This window comes from Pantoea sp. JV6 (assembly GCF_025910055.1).
In the GTDB taxonomy this organism is placed as follows: Bacteria; Pseudomonadota; Gammaproteobacteria; order Enterobacterales; family Enterobacteriaceae; genus Pantoea; species Pantoea agglomerans.
This window is the reverse complement of record NZ_JAPCIM010000003.1, coordinates 52,094-68,721: the sequence shown is the minus strand read 5'-3', so window position 1 is coordinate 68,721 and position 16,628 is coordinate 52,094. Positions and strand designations below refer to the sequence as shown.

At 55.9% G+C, this 16,628-nt stretch carries 16 protein-coding genes and 1 pseudogene; 12 read left to right on the top strand and 5 right to left on the bottom strand.

The features are described 5' to 3' along the window. Positions 1 to 2: 2 nt before the first annotated feature. The 5 genes and pseudogenes from OK412_RS04325 to OK412_RS04305 form a co-directional block, all read left to right on the top strand. Positions 3 to 1,862 carry a PAAR domain-containing protein gene (locus OK412_RS04325; protein WP_264352736.1) on the top strand — a complete coding sequence of 620 codons (1,860 nt, stop codon included), beginning with the start codon at positions 3 to 5 and terminating at the stop codon, positions 1,860 to 1,862. Next, the gene (locus tag OK412_RS04320) at positions 1,859 to 2,530 is read left to right on the top strand and encodes a DUF2931 family protein (protein WP_264352735.1); all 672 of its coding nucleotides are present in this window, start codon (positions 1,859 to 1,861) and stop codon (positions 2,528 to 2,530) included. The genes OK412_RS04325 and OK412_RS04320 overlap by 4 nt, the downstream gene beginning before the upstream one ends. An 82-nt stretch (positions 2,531 to 2,612) precedes the next feature. Beyond that, a complete protein-coding gene (locus tag OK412_RS04315; protein WP_033769055.1) occupies positions 2,613 to 2,999 on the top strand; it encodes a hypothetical protein in 387 nt (128 codons plus the stop codon). After that, positions 2,996 to 3,652: a DUF2931 family protein gene (locus tag OK412_RS04310; RefSeq protein WP_264352734.1), complete on the top strand. Its 657-nt coding sequence runs from the start codon at positions 2,996 to 2,998 to the stop codon at positions 3,650 to 3,652. The genes OK412_RS04315 and OK412_RS04310 overlap by 4 nt, the downstream gene beginning before the upstream one ends. 46 nt (positions 3,653 to 3,698) lie before the next feature. Continuing rightward, a pseudogene (locus tag OK412_RS04305) lies at positions 3,699 to 3,938 on the top strand (hypothetical protein); the annotation flags it as partial. A gap of 140 nt (positions 3,939 to 4,078) precedes the next feature. On the opposite strand, the gene OK412_RS04300 reads toward OK412_RS04305, so the two are convergent. Next, entirely contained in the window at positions 4,079 to 4,828 is a 750-nt protein-coding gene (locus OK412_RS04300; protein ID WP_264352733.1) for an NAD-dependent epimerase/dehydratase family protein, read from the bottom strand. Between the two features lie 293 nt (positions 4,829 to 5,121). Here OK412_RS04300 and OK412_RS04295 point away from each other — a divergent pair, with 293 nt between their 5' ends. Next, on the top strand, positions 5,122 to 6,318 hold the full coding sequence (locus tag OK412_RS04295) for an MFS transporter (RefSeq protein ID WP_052271580.1): 1,197 nt from the start codon (positions 5,122 to 5,124) through the stop codon (positions 6,316 to 6,318). A 424-nt stretch (positions 6,319 to 6,742) separates the two neighbouring features. Continuing rightward, positions 6,743 to 6,955 (top strand): RNA chaperone/antiterminator CspA, encoded by a 213-nt coding sequence (gene cspA, locus OK412_RS04290; RefSeq protein ID WP_003855207.1) that lies wholly within the window; start codon positions 6,743 to 6,745, stop codon positions 6,953 to 6,955. A gap of 179 nt (positions 6,956 to 7,134) precedes the next feature. On the opposite strand, the gene OK412_RS04285 is transcribed toward cspA, so the two are convergent. After that, positions 7,135 to 8,151 (bottom strand): lipoate--protein ligase A, encoded by a 1,017-nt coding sequence (locus OK412_RS04285; protein WP_033769047.1) that lies wholly within the window; start codon positions 8,149 to 8,151, stop codon positions 7,135 to 7,137. A 230-nt stretch (positions 8,152 to 8,381) separates the two neighbouring features. On the opposite strand from OK412_RS04285, the gene OK412_RS04280 reads away from it, so the two are divergent. The 5 genes from OK412_RS04280 to OK412_RS04260 all read left to right on the top strand — a co-directional run bounded on the left by OK412_RS04280 (position 8,382) and on the right by OK412_RS04260 (position 13,681). Beyond that, on the top strand, positions 8,382 to 9,293 hold the full coding sequence (locus OK412_RS04280; RefSeq protein ID WP_031292565.1) for a DMT family transporter: 912 nt from the start codon (positions 8,382 to 8,384) through the stop codon (positions 9,291 to 9,293). A gap of 144 nt (positions 9,294 to 9,437) precedes the next feature. After that, positions 9,438 to 10,667 carry an MFS transporter gene (locus OK412_RS04275; RefSeq protein WP_031592403.1) on the top strand — a complete coding sequence of 410 codons (1,230 nt, stop codon included), beginning with the start codon at positions 9,438 to 9,440 and terminating at the stop codon, positions 10,665 to 10,667. A gap of 26 nt (positions 10,668 to 10,693) precedes the next feature. Then, positions 10,694 to 11,755 (top strand): sugar phosphate isomerase/epimerase family protein, encoded by a 1,062-nt coding sequence (locus tag OK412_RS04270; protein WP_264352732.1) that lies wholly within the window; start codon positions 10,694 to 10,696, stop codon positions 11,753 to 11,755. A gap of 55 nt (positions 11,756 to 11,810) precedes the next feature. After that, entirely contained in the window at positions 11,811 to 12,791 is a 981-nt protein-coding gene (locus OK412_RS04265; protein ID WP_264352731.1) for a LacI family DNA-binding transcriptional regulator, read from the top strand. Positions 12,792 to 12,955: 164 nt separating this feature from the next. Next, positions 12,956 to 13,681 (top strand): pirin family protein, encoded by a 726-nt coding sequence (locus OK412_RS04260; RefSeq protein WP_031590637.1) that lies wholly within the window; start codon positions 12,956 to 12,958, stop codon positions 13,679 to 13,681. A 40-nt stretch (positions 13,682 to 13,721) separates the two neighbouring features. Here the strand turns inward: OK412_RS04260 and OK412_RS04255 are convergent, their stop codons facing one another. Genes OK412_RS04255 through OK412_RS04245 form a run of 3 tightly spaced genes read right to left on the bottom strand, consistent with a single transcriptional unit; the run spans position 13,722 to position 16,628 of the window. Continuing rightward, the gene (locus OK412_RS04255; protein ID WP_010247190.1) at positions 13,722 to 14,543 is read right to left on the bottom strand and encodes an alpha/beta fold hydrolase; all 822 of its coding nucleotides are present in this window, start codon (positions 14,541 to 14,543) and stop codon (positions 13,722 to 13,724) included. A gap of 47 nt (positions 14,544 to 14,590) precedes the next feature. Continuing rightward, positions 14,591 to 16,219: an MFS transporter gene (locus OK412_RS04250; RefSeq protein WP_264352730.1), complete on the bottom strand. Its 1,629-nt coding sequence runs from the start codon at positions 16,217 to 16,219 to the stop codon at positions 14,591 to 14,593. Continuing rightward, the gene (locus OK412_RS04245; RefSeq protein ID WP_033769030.1) at positions 16,206 to 16,628 is read right to left on the bottom strand and encodes a DoxX family protein; all 423 of its coding nucleotides are present in this window, start codon (positions 16,626 to 16,628) and stop codon (positions 16,206 to 16,208) included. The genes OK412_RS04250 and OK412_RS04245 overlap by 14 nt, the downstream gene beginning before the upstream one ends.

The window sequence follows — 16,628 nt, the reverse complement described above, 5'->3', positions numbered from 1 at the left end:
CGATGACCCGAAGAGGCTGTATCATTCACGGTAAAAACGTCGGTCTGCACGGGGATAAGACTTCCACAGGGGCGCAGTGTATCGCGACCCGCCCCGGTATGTCGGTCATGGGGTTGCTGAAACTCTATATCGGTGACAAAACCACCCCCTGCCCGAAGTGCGGGGAAGTGGGGGTCATTGTGAGCGGCGATCACCGGCACTCAAACAGCGCCGCTGTCGCGGTGGATGGCTCGGAGATCCGTTGCGGGTGCCCGCAGGGAACCAATTTTCTGATTGCCCCTGCTACGATACCGCAGCTTTCGGCGGCAAAAGCCCGGATGGCCCCGGTAGTCGCTCCGGAGCCGGAACAACATACGCAGGCGGCGAAGAAAAAGAAACGGGAGATCACGCTGACGATAGGCGTGTTCTACGACGGTACCGGCAACAATGCCGTTAACACGCAGAACATGCTGAAGGCCTATACCGCAGGTCATTACAACCTGAACGATCCGGAAGCCGAGTCCATTCTGGCAAAATGCGCCCGTGAAAATTTTGGCGTGTCGGGCAGCGGTGCAACCAGCTATACCGGGTACTACACCAATATTCACTGGCTGAGCACACTGTATAAACAGGATATATCTGTAGATAAAGGAGCCACCCAGTCCGCCGTTTATATTGACGGTATCGGCACCGATGCGGGAAAACCTGACAGCAAGCTGGACCAGGGGTTTGGTATATCCGATACCGGGGTTGTTGCCAAAACGGATAAAGCAGTGGCCCAGTTGGGTGATGTACTGAATCAGAGTATCAGGGACATCAGAAGGCAGATAACAGACAGTGAGCTTGTAATCAAATCCCTCCAGTTTGACATCTTTGGCTTCAGCCGTGGTGCGGCAGCAGCCCGCCATTTTGCCAACCGCGTCCAGTCAGAAGACCCAGCCATTATCAGCGCCATCCGGCAGGGCGTGACGGGTACTGCATTTAGTGGTTCTCCTTCCGGTAAAACCCGTTTCATCGGTGTTTTCGATACCGTTGCTGCCATAGGTACGCCGGTTAACGGTCTGAATCCGCACAGCGCGGATACCGGTGACGTGAAGCTCACCCTGCGTCCCGGCGTGGCAGAGAAGGTTTTTCATATCACCGCTGCGAACGAGTGCCGCTTTAACTTTGCGCTTAACAGCGTGAAACCGGCCTGGCCGGAGCTGGCGCTGCCCGGCGTGCATTCCGATATCGGCGGCGGTTATCTGCCCGTCACGAAGGAAGACCTGTTTCTGACCCGCCCGGCAACGGAGACGGTGCCGTACAGCCAGCCCGGTGAAAAGACGCAGGCTTACCGGCAGGCAGTAGCACAGTTGCAGACCCTGGATAAATCACCCTGTCTGGCCCCGCTGCTGCGGACAAATGAAATATCGGCAGAAACATGGCATGACGACAGGCTTCCTCCGGACCGGTACGGCCAGATGCAGAAGCGCAGCTTTGCGGCGCTGACCATGCGCGGACGGACCGTCAGAAACGACTGGTCCCGCGTGGTGCTGAGGGTGATGCTTGAGGCTGCACAGGAGGCCGGGGTGGTGTTTGACCCCATTCTGAGTAAAGACAAAGAGCTCGTCATTCCGGATGAGCTTGCGCCCCTCTGGGATAAAGCACTGGCGATGGGCAAGGCTGCCCGCAGCGGCCAGAAGGCTCCGGCGTTCAGCCAGGATGAGCTGGACGTGATTGCGGAGAAGTATATTCACTGTTCGGCCAACTGGAATGCCATCGTGGTCAATACTGACGGCCTTATTCACGGCGGCGCATCACCCTCTGAGCTGATTGGCTTTATCAACCGCCCGGATGAGCAGTGGAAACGCTCTGTCTACAGCATGGACGGGAAGAAGGTATGAGGCTGAAAACACTTTTTCCCCTGCTGATGTTGGTGATGGTCAGCGGCTGCCGGGCTGGAGAGGCACAGGCGCCGGAAGACACCGGCGAAATGCCCTACGGTGAAGTTGATTTTGCATTTTTCACTCCGCGGGCCTTACCGGCGGTTGTGACAAAAGCGCTGATTATCGACAACGAGAAAGTTGTATCTACTTACAGAACGCTGGACAGCATTCAGGAAAATCCTGACAGCGTGGGAAGCTGGAGCAGCAGGGTAAGCAGGCATGCTCAGTTCAACAAAGCCCGGCATCCTCCCGCACAGATGCTCTTCTGCTGGGATTCGGTTATAGATAAAAAGACCTACGAGACGCGCATCACCTTTTCATCGGCCCTGCGGGAGAAAATGTCGGTGCCAACCGGAAAGGACTGGCGTGGGGATACGGCCTGGTATGACACGCTGCTGTTTGGGCTGGCACCAGAAGGTAAAGTCCGCATCTGGCTTCAGAACAGTGCACCGGTCGCCAATCTGCCGGTCGAACCGGTAAAAATCACCACGCTGTCCGGGGATAAACTGGATGCCTGCAAAGACGTGCCTTCGCGCATTGACTTTAACTACAGCATTCCGGATGGTTATGATCAGGACATAAAGGATTTTATCAAAGGGAAAGCCTATCCCTACGGCAACTGGTAGCGATTGCTTCTGATACCCGCCTGACGACACATGCAGGCCGGGTTTTGGAGTTTATGTGTTGTCTGTCTGGAGGGCAATCATCATGCTGGTTTTTACCGACCTGAGCCGTACACCTGAACTGGCGGAGGTGGCTGAGCGGCTGGGTATTATTGACGGCCAGCCCTTTCTCATCGGGGAGGACGGGGTATTTGACCATGAAATGAATGCCTTTTTACGGTCCCTGGTTGATCCATCAAGCCCGGGGCGTAATACCTGGCGTACCTATGCCTATCAAGCGTTCAGCCAGGATGAGCTGGACGTGATTGCGGAGAAGTATATTCACTGTTCGGCCAACTGGAATGCCATCGTGGTGAATACGGACGGCCTTATTCACGGCGGCGCATCACCCTCTGAGCTGATTGGCTTTATCAACCGCCCGGATGAGCAGTGGAAACGCTCGGTCTACAGCATGGACGGGAAGAAGGTATGAGGCTGAAAACACTTTTTCCCCTGCTGATGCTGGTGATGGTCAGCGGCTGCCGGGCTGGAGAGGCACAGACGCCGGAAGATACCGGCGAAATGCCCTACGGTGAGGTTGATTTTGCATTTTTCACTCCGCGGGCCTTACCGGCGGTTGTGACAAAAGCGCTGATTATCGACAACGAGAAAGTTGTATCCACTTACAGAACGCTGGACAGCACTCCAGGGGATCCGGATACAACTCAGATATGGAATAACCGGGTCAGGATGCATGCTCAGTTTAATAAAGCCCGGCATCCACCGGCGCTGATGCTGTTCTGCTGGGATTCGGTTATCGATAAAAAGACCTACGAGACGCGCATCACCTTCTCACCGGCCCTTCGGGGAAAAATGTCGGTGCCAACCGGCAGGGACAGAAGAGGTAATATGGCCTGGTATGACACATTACTGTTAGGGCTGGCACCAGAGGGTAAAGTCCGTATCTGGCTTCAGAACAGCGCAGGAGGTGATAACCTGCCAGTCAAACCGGTAAAAATCACCACGCTGTCCGGGGATAAACTGGATGCTTGCAAAGGGATCACGGAGCATCCCAACGGGTATGTTTATTACGGTGAAACGCCAGCATTTATCAAAGAGAAAACCTATCCCTACGGCAGATGGTGACACCGACAGATGAAATCTGCCGGATAATATGCGCCGGAGCGGTGTGCTCCGTCTCTCCGATCGGGAAGCCTGGGGTTATCTGGCCATCGGTAGCGTGGCAGCGCTGCTATTTGCTGTCACCATTGCGGTAATGTCGAACCGTGGCGGGACCAATGCGGGTCACATCTATTCGGTGATGACCTATATGTGGATGTTTGCCATGAGCCTGGATGATGGCCCACAGCTGCTGGAAAAATATTCTCAGCTGAAAGACATAGGTCGCCGGGTGAATACCGGCACACACTGATTTGGCCGATTCAGCCGCTGCCTTCTTTTCGGCGTTGTCTCAGTTGAGGGCTGAAGCAGCCGCCGGACCAGCCGGCGGCACGGAGATGAAGAATAACGAGCCGACTCGGGACCGAAAGCGATCACGGCTCAGGGGAGGGGCTAATAATCCAGCTCACCTGGCGCAAATGCTCTGAATGCGTTATCAGATGGCGTATAGCCCAGCACTTCTCGCGTCTGTGTCAGATCAAAGCGCTTAAAGCGGTTATCGGAAATGCCGTAGCCAATAAAGAAGGTGATCTTCTCTGCCTCGACAGCGCCAGTCAGCAATCTGACGGCATCTTCCGGACTCAGCCATGCGCTGTAATCCCTCGCATTATGCAGGCTGTTATCCAGTGCAGGTTCAAACGCCCCGATTCTCAGCGCCACACAGCTCAACCCGTGCTGACTGGCATAGAAGGCGCAAAGTGCTTCACCATAACATTTGGTGACGCCATACAGATTCGCGGGAGAGACGGCCATGCCGGGATGTATCTGGACATCCGCCGGGTAGCCCTCAATGGTCTGCGCACTGCTGGCAAAGACCAGACGACGACAGCGGTGCTCAGCTGCTGCCTTGAGTATCCAGGTCGTAGAGAGAATATTGGCGGGCAGCAGATCGTCGAAACTGGCCTGCGCATCCGGGATACCGGCGAGGTGGATGACGGTATCGACAGGCTCTTCAGCCAGTAATTTCTCCGCTGCACCAGGTTGTGACAGATCCGCCACAATAAAACGATGGGGTGCGGGTATCGCGTAATCCGGCTCACGTAAATCGGTCAGGATAAAACGGTAGTTGTTCTGGCTGTCCGCAAAGAAAGTGCGCCCGATGCGCCCGCTGGCACCGGTAAGAAGGATAACTCTGCTCGTCATCTGCTGATCCTGTTATGCAAAAGAAGCGCTGAGAGGTCAGTTAAACAGAGATTCACGACTCAGGCCTGCGTAGCTTCCCGGATTGTGATCTTAAACAGGTCGCTATGCGCCAGAGTGGCACGGATAAATGCCCACGTTCACGCAGCCTTCACTGTGCGCCAGATCACATAAATGGGTTGCTATGCGCAGCCTGACTTTTTATAGTCTGCCCGCTTCAACCGGACGGGAACACGCTCTGCTTTCTCTCTCAGCCTCACTTCAGTTTTTTCAGTTCTGGCCATTGGGAATCAATTTTGTTAAGAAAAAATCATAAAACCGACGATGCCGGTTTTGTCCGCTGGGCATTACTGGCCCTCGCGCTGGGCGGCTTTGGCATCGGTACCGGTGAGTTCATCATGATGGGCCTGCTGCCAGATGTTTCACGCTCCCTTGCGATTACCGAGCCGCAGGCGGGCAACGCCATTGCCAGTTACGCGATGGGCGTGGTGGTCGGTGCGCCGTTTATTGCGGTGCTGGCGGCGCGAATGGCACGTAAATCGCTGCTGCTGATCCTGATGGCGCTGTTCAGCATCGGTAATGTTGCCAGCGCGATGGCCGACAGCTATCACGGCCTGCTCGTGGCGCGTTTTCTGACCGGGCTGCCTCACGGCGCCTACTTTGGTGTGGCATCGCTGGTAGCCGCCTCGCTGGTGCCGATTGAACGTCGTGGCCGCGCGCTGGCGTCACTGATGCTGGGACTGACGGTGGCGACCCTGATTGGTGTGCCGCTGGGCTCTTGGATAGGGCAGTTATTTAGCTGGCACGTGGTGTTCACCTTTGTGGGCGCAATTGGACTGCTGACCTGCCTGCTGATTGGCCGCTATGTTCCTTACACGCCTGGCGATGTGGATGCGCATCCGCTGCGGGAACTGGGCGCGCTGAAAAACGCGCAGGTGCTGCTGACCCTGCTGGTAGGGGCGGTAGGATTTGGCGGGATGTTCGCTATCTTCAGTTATATCGCGCCGACGCTGATTAACATTGCTGGCATCTCCCCCTCGCTGATCCCCTGGGCGATGGTGGCGTTTGGGCTGGGAATGATCATCGGTAATCTGGTGGGTGGCCGTCTGGCTGATGGCCCGGTGCTGAATATTATTGGCTGGACGCTGTTATGGAACGTGCTGGTGATGCTGGCCTTCCCGATGCTGGTTCAGCATGTGGCAACTGGCCTGCTGGCTACGTTCCTGATCGGCACCTGCTCAGTGCTGCTGCCGTCATTGCAGATTCGCCTGATGGATGTCGCCAATGAGTCGCAAACCCTGGCGGCTGCGATGAATCACTCGGCGTTGAACATTGCCAATGCGATGGGCGCGTATCTTGGGGGCCTGACGGTGTCGCTGGGCTATGGCTGGATCTCCACCGCGTGGGTGGGTGTTGCGCTGGGCGTGGCCGGTCTGATGGTCTTTGTGCTCACGGCGCGTCATGCTGCCCGTCAGCAGACTCAACTGGCCTGATATGAGTAAAGCAGGGCGCAGCGATACTGTTTATCGCTGCGCTTTATTAGTACAGGGCCGCCGTATTATCTTTCAGCAATGATTAACCGCATTATTATTGACTCTCTGACCGTTCAGCGAAAATTATCATTCTGTCAGCCCTGATATTTCAAAATGCTCGGAAAATCAACAAGGGCGCTCCGGACGTCTGGATGTTAAAAGTAAATTAAAATAATGTTTGCTAATGTCGGCGAGGCGTGGCTTAATAGCGTCATCGGTTTGGAACACAGACCTTATCAAAGCAGTTTTAGTAAAGCAGTCCTCAGTGCAAGCGATATCACAAGATACCCTTATTCATGAGTCTCCTCCTAAAAGCCTGGTAAGTTACCTTCTGAAAGACAGGCCATCTTCGCCACTTTGTGGCTCATAAATTAAGGAATTATCGATGTCTAATAAAATGACTGGTTTAGTAAAATGGTTTGACGCTGGTAAAGGTTTCGGTTTTATCTCTCCTCAGGATGGCAGCAAAGATGTATTCGTACATTTCTCTGCAATTCAGAGCAACGATTATAAAACTCTGGACGAAGGTCAGCAGGTCGAATTCACTATTGAAAACGGCGCTAAAGGTCCTTCAGCGGCAAACGTTGTCCCTATGTAAGCCTTAATTATCAATAGTGCTTATCAACGCGTGATGGCAATAGCCTCAGCAGATAAGCCTGATATTGATAATTAATTAAAACCCGCCTTGTGCGGGTTTTTTGCGTTTATGATTTGCCTGATGCTTACGCGATGTTTTTTGCCCGCGCCAGATATCGGCGCAGGCCAGTAAAAAAATGTTCAGCGCACGCTGGCGACCAGCCACTGCTGCAATTCTGTCAGCTCCGCGCGTTGCTCCGGGAAATCCGCAATAAGCTGATTCAGCACCGGTTCAAGGGCATCGGGCCGATAGGTCACACCCTGCAACCGCTGCCCCAGCGCTTCCAGCGGCGCAGGGTTGAGGCTGTCGCTGAAAATCTGACAGCGGCTGATCACGCCGCGTTCTACATCGAAATGAATCTCCACACCGCCCCAGACAAAACGCTGGTCCAGCAGATGCGAGAAATCGGGTGCCTGACCGAAATTCCACTCCCAGCTACTCTGCTTTGCGAACTGCTCTCTGAAACCCGGTAGATCGGGCAGGGCGTCGGGAGAGATCCTCTCTGGCTCACAGCGCTCACCGTAATAGTTGAAAAATGCGTCCGTCACCGCGGAGCAGATCGCCTGATAGCTGATACCCGGCGTTAACTCCGCCAGATTGGTCACTCTGGCGCGCACTGAGGTTATCCCTTTCGCCTGCAATTTCTTCACATCCGGATTGAGGTAATCCGCCAGGCGGGAGAGGTCGGCATCCATCAGAATAGTGCCGTGATGGAAACCGCGATCCGGCGTTTCACGGTAGGCTGAACCGGATATTTTGCGCAGCCCGTCAGCGGTGTTCACCACTAAGTCATTACGGCCAGAGGCCTCCGCGGGTACGCCTAGCGAAGTCAGTGCGCGCAGGATGATGTCAGTCGAGACGCTTTTATCATACTCCGGCTTGCCGGCCATAAAGGTAAAACAGCAATTGCCGAGATCGTGAAATACCGCGCCACCGCCGCTGCTGCGACGTGCCAGCCGGATGCCATCTTCCGCCATGCGTCGGGTATTGCACTCTTTCCACGGATTCTGTGCCCGCCCGATCACCACCGTTTCCGCATTACGCCACAAAAACAGCACCCGCTGGGTGGCCGGCATCTGGCGGAAAATGCACTCTTCTACCGCCAGGTTAAACCAGGGATCGTTGGATTCAGATAACAGTAAACGCAGCGTGGACATCGGTGACTCCCGTTCCTTAAGAGAAGAGGCCCATAAAGCAGGGCAGAAGGCAGAGTGTACCAGCCGGGAAACGGGACTACATGCCTCTTCATGCCGTGATGCTGCGGCAAAAAAAGATAAAATGCCGTCTGCAGAGTAATCGCGGCAGATTGGTGTACGACATTATGACAATATGGATAAGAGTGTGCTGATTCCCCTGCTTATTTTCCCTTTGAGAGAACAAAAATCGTATGAATGCTTCCGCTGGCATAGCGATGAAGATCACCGCTGCATTAAGTAGCACGCTGATGCTGGCCTGTGTAAAAGAACTCGATGGGGCGATACCGGTCGGCGAAGTGATATTTTTTCGCTCGCTGCTGGCACTGGTGCCGCTGTTAATCTGGTTGCGCTTGCAGGGCAGCGTGCTGGATGGCATTCGCACCCGCAATATTCGGGGGCATTTTGTGCGCGGTCTGGCCGGAACCGGTGGTCTCTATTTCAGTTATCTGTCGCTGCTCTACATTTCTCTGACCGACGCCACGGCTATCAACTATGCCGCGCCGCTGTTTACCGTGCTGCTGGCGGCGCTATTTCTGCGCGAAAAAGTGCGTCACCATCGCTGGGTCGCGGTCTTTACCGGTTTCAGTGGCATTCTGGTGATGTTCTCCGGGCATCTCACACTGACGCGACAGGCAACATTTTCCCTTTCTGCATCGGCGGGTATTCTGCTGGCGTTGATGGCAGCCTTCTGTACGGCCTGTGCGCTGGTGCAGATCCGCTTTCTTAACGGCAAAGAGAAGCCGGGCGCCATCGCTTTCTGGTTCGCTATCACCACGGCCTTAACGTCGCTGGTCACGCTGCCAGGCGGCTGGAAAGTGCCGCATGGCAATCAGCTGGCGTTACTGGTGGGATGTGGGCTGCTGGGCGGTATTACTCAGATTCTGATGACTCTGAGCCTGCGCTATGCCGAAGCGTCGTTGCTGGCCCCGTTCGACTACACCACCTTAATCTGGTCAGTGGCGGTGGGTTATCTGCTGCTCGGCAATCTGCCAACCTCCACCACGGTAATGGGTGCGATTCTGGTGGTGGCAGGCGGCCTTTACTCGGTGCTGTATGAGCGTTACCGCTTCCGTAAAGCGCGGGTAGTTAATGCCAGTCGTTGATCGGCCCGTCCGGCATCGCCTTATTATTTCCAGAGTGATAACGCAGAGTTAATAATTTGTGATCGCGGCGAAGGAACAGTCGGCTGCATTCGTTTACGTTGTGAGCAATCATAATGTAATCGATTACTTATTCGTGAGGTTCCCATGATTGCAACAGTGCAGGAGAGAGCAGGCCAGCAGGTGCAGCATAAGCTGCTGGTGCCGCGCCTCTCTCTGATGATGTTTATGCAGTTCTTTATCTGGGGCAGCTGGTCGGTGACGCTGGGGCTGGTAATGACCCGTCACAACATGCCGTTGCTGATTGGGGATGCGTTTTCGGCCGGGCCCATCGCCTCAATTCTCTCGCCGTTTGTGCTCGGCATGCTTGTGGATCGCTTTTTTCCCTCGCAGAAAGTAATGGCGGTAATGAACCTGGCGGGCGCAGCGATTCTCTGGTTCGTGCCTCAGGCGCTAATCGCGGAGAACGGGGCGCAGCTGATCGCACTGTTATTTGGCTATACGCTCTGCTTTATGCCGACGCTGGCGCTTTCAAATAACATCGCCTTTCACAGCCTCGCCAGCAGCGAGAAAAGCTTTCCCATTGTCAGAGTTTTCGGCACCATCGGCTGGATCGTGGCGGGGATCTTTATCGGTGTAACGGGCATTGCTGACAGCGTGGCAGTGTTCCAGCTGGCGGCGCTCTGTTCGGTACTGCTGGCGATCTACAGCCTGACGCTGCCCCATACGCCGGCTCCGGCCAAAGGATTGCCGTTAAAAGTTCGCGATCTCTTCTGCGCCGATGCCTTCGCACTGCTGCGACTGCGTCATTTCCTGGTCTTTGCGCTGTGTGCCACCCTAATCTCTATTCCGCTCGGCACCTACTACGCTTTTACCGCCTCCTGGCTGGCGGATGCCGGTATCCGGGAAGTGAGCACCCTGATGTCACTGGGTCAGATGTCTGAAATTGTTTTCATGCTGATCATTCCACTGCTGTTTCGCCGTCTTGGCGTAAAAGTCATGCTGCTGATTGGCATGACAGCGTGGTTTGTCCGCTATGCACTGTTTGCGCTGGGCATGAGTGATGAGACGCGCACGCTGATTTATCTGGGCATTCTGCTGCATGGCGTCTGCTATGACTTCTTCTTTGTGGTGGGATTCATCTACACCGATCGGATCGCCGGTGAAAAGGTCAAGGGGCAGGCGCAGAGCATGGTGGTGATGTTCACCTACGGCATCGGCATGCTGCTGGGATCGCAAATCTCCGGTGCGCTCTACAATCAGCTGGTGGCGGGTAACGCCAGCGCAGAGAGCTGGGCGATATTCTGGTGGATCCCTGCCGTGGCGGCTGCGGTGATTGCGATTATTTTCTTCTTCTCATTCAAATACCGTGATTAAGCGGTAACTGAAATCAGGAGTCACAGATGAAAACAGTTAAGGGACCCGGCATCTTCCTGTCTCAATTCATTACCACCCAGCCGCCTTTTAATTCACTGGCGGGGCTGGCGGAGTGGGCCGCCGGACTGGGATACCGGGCACTGCAGATCCCCTGCCACCAGCCCGCTATTTTCGACCTTAAGCAGGCAGCGGTCAGCCAGACTTACTGCGACGAGGTGCGGGGAACACTGGCCGGTTTCGGACTGGAGATCAGTGAGCTTTCAACGCATCTGGAAGGGCAACTGGTTGCCGTGAACCCCGCATACGATCTCGCTTTTGATAATTTTGCGCCTGCCGCGCTGCGAGGCGATCCCGCCCGGCGCACCGAATGGGCCATCGCTACGCTAAAGCGTGCGGCTGCTGCTTCTGAAAAACTCGGCCTGCGCGCACATGCCACCTTTTCCGGCTCGCTCGCCTGGCCCTGGTTCTATCCCTGGCCGCCGCACCATGAAGCCCTGTTTAATGAGGCGTTTGCTGAGCTGGCGCGCCGCTGGCTGCCGGTGCTGGATAGTTTTGACCATCACGGTGTGGATCTCTGCTATGAGATACATCCCGGCGAAGACCTGCATGACGGTGTCACGTTTGAGCGCTTTTTGTCAGAGGTGAATCACCACCCGCGCTGCAATATCCTGTTCGATCCCAGCCATCTTCTTCTGCAACACATCGACTATCTGCAGTTCATCGACCTCTATCATCCGCGTATCAAAGCCTTTCACGTTAAGGATGCGGAGTACCAGTTAAATGGACGCAGCGGAGTGTATGGCGGTTATCAGCCATGGCTGGCGCGCGCCGGACGCTTTCGCTCGCCGGGCGATGGCCAGATCGACTTCAGCCGCATTTTTAGCAAACTGGCCCAGTACGACTATGACGGCTGGGCGGTGCTGGAGTGGGAGTGCTGTCTGAAGGATGGCGAGACCGGGGCGCGTGAAGGGGCGGAATTTATCCGCCGGCATATTATCCCGGTGGCTGACCGCGCTTTTGATGATTTTGCTTTAGCAGAGAACGCCCCTTCGGTGCGCCATCAGCTGGGTCTGGATCGCGACGTCTGAGGCGGCATGGATTCAAAGGTTTTCTGTGGGTGAGTTTTAAAACAGAGGGATCGCTATGTCTATTCAGAAAATCGCCCGGATGGCGGGTGTTTCGGTTGCCACCGTTTCCCGTGTGTTGAATAACAGCGACAGCGTAAAACCGGCTAACCGGCAGAAAGTCCTTGAGGCAATCGAAGAGAGCAACTATCAGCCTAACCTGCTGGCGCGCCAGCTGCGTACGGCGCGCAGCTCGATGATTCTGGTTCTGGTTTCCGATATCTCTAACCCATTCTGCGCAGAGGTGGTCAAAGGCATTGAGGAGCAGGCGGAGAGAAATGGCTATCGCATCCTGTTGTGTAACTCGGGCGCCGATATTGCCCGTTCGCGATCCAGCCTGCAACTGCTCTCCGGCAAGATGGTGGATGGCATTATCACCATGGATGCATTCACCAAGCTGCCGGAGCTGAGCCAGCTGATAGGCACGGCACCCTGGGTTCAGTGCGCCGAACATGATGATAATGGCCAGATCTCCTGCGTCGGGATTGATGATGACGTCGCTGCGCAGTCAGTGGTGCACTATCTGGCCGGACAGGGACGTCAGCGCATTGCGCTGATCAATCACGACCTCCGCTACCGATATGCCCGCCTGCGTCAGCAGGGCTACGCATATCAACTCAAAGAGCAACAACTGGCATGGCAGGCCATCGCTTACGCCAGTGAGTTAAGCTTCAGCGCCGGTAAAGCCGCGATGAATCAGCTGCTGGCGGGCGAGACACGACCGGACGCCGTGTTTGCGGTTTCCGATACGCTGGCAGCGGGTGCCATGGCGGCGATACAGCAGGCGGGTCTGCGGATACCTCAGGACATTGCCGTGGTGGGTTTTGACGGCAGCGAACTGGGCGACATGGTATCGCCGCCGCTGACGACTCTGGCTCAGCCCTCCCGGGAGATTGGCCGTCGTGCCTGTGAGCTGGTGCTGCAAAAAATCATCCGGCCAGACTCTCCGCCACAATGTGTGATCATGCAGGGTGAGCTGGTGGTACGAGCCAGTAGCTGAAGGATTAATCCGCAAAACCTGGCCCCGCTATAACCTCGCCATTATTGTCTACTAAAACGCGACAGTCATTGCCAGTTCACGCCATTGTGTGACTACCTGGTTTACTTATATGCTGTTTCCATCGAAGGGCATTCGCACTTCCCGAATCAACGAAGGGGCAGAATATGATTGAGCAAAGATTGTCAGAGCAACGCGGCGTGGGCGATCACGGCTGGCTGAATTCACGTCACACCTTCTCTTTTGCAAATTACTGGGATCCAAAGCAGGCGGGCTTCTCAGATCTGCTGGTGATCAACGATGACAGGGTAGCCAAAGGTCGCGGTTTTGGCGCCCATCCTCACAGCAACATGGAGATTATCTCCTATGTGCTGGAGGGCGCGCTGGAGCATAAAGATTCTATGGGCACCGGCTCTGTGATTGTTCCCGGGGATGTGCAGTTGATGAGTGCCGGTAGCGGTGTGACTCACAGTGAGTTCAACCACTCGGGCACCGAGGGTGTTCACTTTCTGCAAATCTGGGTGGTGCCGGCAGAGAAAAATAGCCCGCCAGGCTACCAGCAGGTCTCCGTCAGCGAAGCGGATAAACGCGGTAATCTGCGACTGATTATTTCGCCGGAAGGTGAAAACGGGGCATTGCGGGTGCGCCAGGATATTCGCATCTATGCGGGACTGTTCCAGGGGGATGAGCAGCAGACAATCACTCTGCCGGACGACCGCTATGCGTATATTCATGTGGCGCGCGGCAGTGTCAGGGTAAATGGCCTGCAATTTAATGCCGGAGACGGTGCGCGGGTTCGCAATGAGAAAACGCTGTCGTTCAGTCACGGTGAAGGAGCGGAGGTGTTGTTATTCGATCTGCGTCCCAACGAAGTGAATCATCCAACCCGTTAATGCGAAAACTGCGCGGCTTCCACCGCGCAGTTTTTTTGCATCACTGCGCGTTAAGAAACGCCAGCAGATCCTGATTCAGTTGATCCTGATGCGTCACCGCAAAACCGTGCGGCGCATTGTCATAAACCTTGAGTTCAGCACCCTCAATCATCTCCGCCGCCACTTTGCCGGTGGATTCAAACGGAACGATCTGGTCGTTGCTGCCATGAATCACCAGCGTCGGCACATTCACTTTCGCTACGTCAGCACGGAAATCGGTCTCAGCAAAAGCGGTGACGCAATCAACGGTGCTCTTCAGCGAAGCGAGCAGCGCGATGTTCAGCGTCTGCGTCATGACGCCATCAGAAACGGTCTGTCCGGCATTGGTACCATAAAACGGCGTAGCGAACTCTTTGATAAACTGCGCGCGATCCTTAAGCAGGCCATCACGAATCCCTTCAAACACCGACATATCGACACCCTGCGGGTAGTCTGCCGTTTTGCCAAAGATTGGCGTGACGGCACCCAGCAGCACCAGTGCCGCGACGCGATCGCTGCCATAGCTGCCGATATAGCGCGTGACGTCGCCGCCACCCATTGAGAAACCCACCAGCGTCACATTCTGCAGGTCAAGATGGGTGATCAAATCGTTGATGTCAGAAGCAAAGGTATCGTAGTTATTACCGGTCCAGGGCTGATCAGAACGACCAAATCCACGACGGTCAAAGGCGATAACCCGATAACCGTGCTCCGCCAGGAAGTTCATCTGGCTGTCCCACATATCGGCATCCAGCGGCCAGCCGTGGCTGAACAGAACCGGCTTACCGGTGCCCCAGTCTTTAAAGTAGATCTGTGTGCCGTCGGTCGTTTTAAAGGTGCTCATGGTATTGCCCTCTGTATGACGTGATGGATGAAAAGATGGTGTGCCAGTCACGCTGGCGCCACCAGATAGCGAACCTCGGGTGAATGTTCACCCTGATGAAAAGCGAAAACCCGTCGCTCTATCTTTTTGTCGTTGATGGTGTAGCGCTCTTTCTGACGCAGATGCTCGACCCAGGAGCCGACGACAAACGTCTCAACGAAAATGCCGGGCTGCAGAATATCTTCATACAGTGACCAGTTGATGGCGCCACCGCGACGCCTGACCCGACGCATATCCTGCATGCAGACGGTAAAGGCATGTGCATCATCAATAGTAATCCGGTATTCGTAATTCACCATCACCGGGCCGCGTTCGTGACGAATATCCAGTGCGGGCGCGTTAACGCCATCACCAATCATATCGAGATTGAGGTCGGGATCCTGGTCGAGCCGCCAGCGCCAGACGGTGCTGCTGGCCAGCACCATGCCCAGTGCGGCGATGCAGAGCGACAGCGGAATGCTGAAGTGCGAGGCGAGCTGGCCCCAGAGTGCGCTGCCAGCGGTCATGGAGCCGAAGAACACCGTCAGATAGACCGCCAGCGCGCGGGCTTTTACCCATTTCGCGGCGCTGCGCTGTGCGCCGAGATTCAGCGTCGAGAGCACGGCAATCCAGGCAAATCCGGTAAAAAATTCAAACGCATTCAGTAGCCAGAAGTGGCGTACAAAAGCCAGCGCCAGCATGGTCAGGGCGAAAACAAGACTGGCGAGTACCATCAGGCGATCGGAGCTCAGGTGACGACGCAGGCGCGGCAGCAGCACCGCGCCGGTAATCGCGCCAACACCGATACAGGCCAGCATGATGCCGTAGCCGCCAGGGCCAAGGCCGAGTTCACGACGCGCCACCAGCGGCAGTAATGCCCAGCCCGCGCTGCCAAACAGGAAGAAGGCAAAGGTTCGCACCAGCACATTACGCAACACCGGTGCCGCGTGAACGTAGCGCAGTCCGGCACGCACCGCCGGAAAGAAGTGCTCAGGCGGGAGGCGCTGCACGCTCGGCTCCGCCTTCCAGCGCCAGAGCACCCAGGTGACGCCCAGCACTGATAGCGCATTGAGCAGGAAGACCATCCAGGGACCCGTGAACGAGAGGATCAGGCCACCCAGCGCCGGGCCGATGGCACGACTGATATTAATACCGAGTGAGTTAAGGGCAATGGCCGCGCCCAGCTCCGGTTTCGACACCAGATCCGGCACCACCGCCTGAAAGGGCGGTGAACTCATGGCGGCACCGGCGCTCAGCAAGAAAGCTGCCACCAGCAGCACCTCGGGAGTGACATGGCCGGTCCAGGCGAGCACCGTCAGTCCACAGGCGGCGATAAAGGTCCATAGCTGGGAAAACAGCAGATATTTGCGGCGGTCAACGATATCCGCCATCACGCCTGATGGCAGCGCGAACAGGAACATCGGCAGGCTGCTGGCCGCCTGCACCAGCGCCACGGCCAGCGGATCGGCACTCAGCGTCAGCATGCTCCAGTTCACACCCACATCGTTCATCCATGAACCGATATTGGAGACGACGGTGGCGATCCACAGCATGCGGAACACCGGCCTGCGTAGCGGCTGTAACGGCGAAATCTCGCCAGTGGCCTGGACCTCAGGCTGCTCCTGCGCCAGCTGGTGGATATCATTAACCTGCGCCATGACGAACCCCCTGATGTTTCACCGCGCCGATTCGCCAGCCGCCAGGCCCGGTCAGCGCCAGCGTGGTAAAGATAATCAGCAGCAGCCAGCCGAACTGGCCTTCCGCCAGTGACCAGCCAGGGTGTACCACCAGCATCGCGACCAGCAGCACCGCGATGATCGGCAGGCAGGCAATCCGGGTACCCCAGCCGAGAATAATAAAGATCGGGCAGATGACTTCTGCCACTATCGCTGGCAGCAGGCTCATCATCGGTCCCAGACCAAACGGGTCTTCTATACGCGTCAGTTCTTCGCTGAAATGCAGAATTTTCGGCAGTCCATGCACCTGTAACAGCAGCAGGCTGCCGGTCAGGCGCAGGAAGAACAGCCCCGCGTTGATGCGGGGCGATTGAGTGATAGCGTTATTCAT

Excerpts from the sequence above, each read along its gene's own strand:
- OK412_RS04300 (WP_264352733.1), bottom strand. The coding sequence starts at position 4,828 with ATGACGAGCAGAGTTATCCTTCTTACCGGTGCCAGCGGGCGCATCGGG.
- OK412_RS04270 (WP_264352732.1), top strand. The coding sequence starts at position 10,694 with ATGAAAACAGTTAAGGGACCCGGCATCTTCCTGTCTCAATTCATTACC.
- OK412_RS04245 (WP_033769030.1), bottom strand. The coding sequence starts at position 16,628 with ATGAATAACGCTATCACTCAATCGCCCCGCATCAACGCGGGGCTGTTC.
- OK412_RS04320 (WP_264352735.1), top strand. The coding sequence starts at position 1,859 with ATGAGGCTGAAAACACTTTTTCCCCTGCTGATGTTGGTGATGGTCAGC.
- OK412_RS04250 (WP_264352730.1), bottom strand. The coding sequence starts at position 16,219 with ATGGCGCAGGTTAATGATATCCACCAGCTGGCGCAGGAGCAGCCTGAG.
- OK412_RS04260 (WP_031590637.1), top strand. The coding sequence starts at position 12,956 with ATGATTGAGCAAAGATTGTCAGAGCAACGCGGCGTGGGCGATCACGGC.
- cspA (WP_003855207.1), top strand. The coding sequence starts at position 6,743 with ATGTCTAATAAAATGACTGGTTTAGTAAAATGGTTTGACGCTGGTAAA.
- OK412_RS04325 (WP_264352736.1), top strand. The coding sequence starts at position 3 with ATGACCCGAAGAGGCTGTATCATTCACGGTAAAAACGTCGGTCTGCAC.
- OK412_RS04280 (WP_031292565.1), top strand. The coding sequence starts at position 8,382 with ATGAATGCTTCCGCTGGCATAGCGATGAAGATCACCGCTGCATTAAGT.
- OK412_RS04310 (WP_264352734.1), top strand. The coding sequence starts at position 2,996 with ATGAGGCTGAAAACACTTTTTCCCCTGCTGATGCTGGTGATGGTCAGC.
- OK412_RS04275 (WP_031592403.1), top strand. The coding sequence starts at position 9,438 with ATGATTGCAACAGTGCAGGAGAGAGCAGGCCAGCAGGTGCAGCATAAG.
- OK412_RS04285 (WP_033769047.1), bottom strand. The coding sequence starts at position 8,151 with ATGTCCACGCTGCGTTTACTGTTATCTGAATCCAACGATCCCTGGTTT.
- OK412_RS04265 (WP_264352731.1), top strand. The coding sequence starts at position 11,811 with ATGTCTATTCAGAAAATCGCCCGGATGGCGGGTGTTTCGGTTGCCACC.
- OK412_RS04315 (WP_033769055.1), top strand. The coding sequence starts at position 2,613 with ATGCTGGTTTTTACCGACCTGAGCCGTACACCTGAACTGGCGGAGGTG.
- OK412_RS04255 (WP_010247190.1), bottom strand. The coding sequence starts at position 14,543 with ATGAGCACCTTTAAAACGACCGACGGCACACAGATCTACTTTAAAGAC.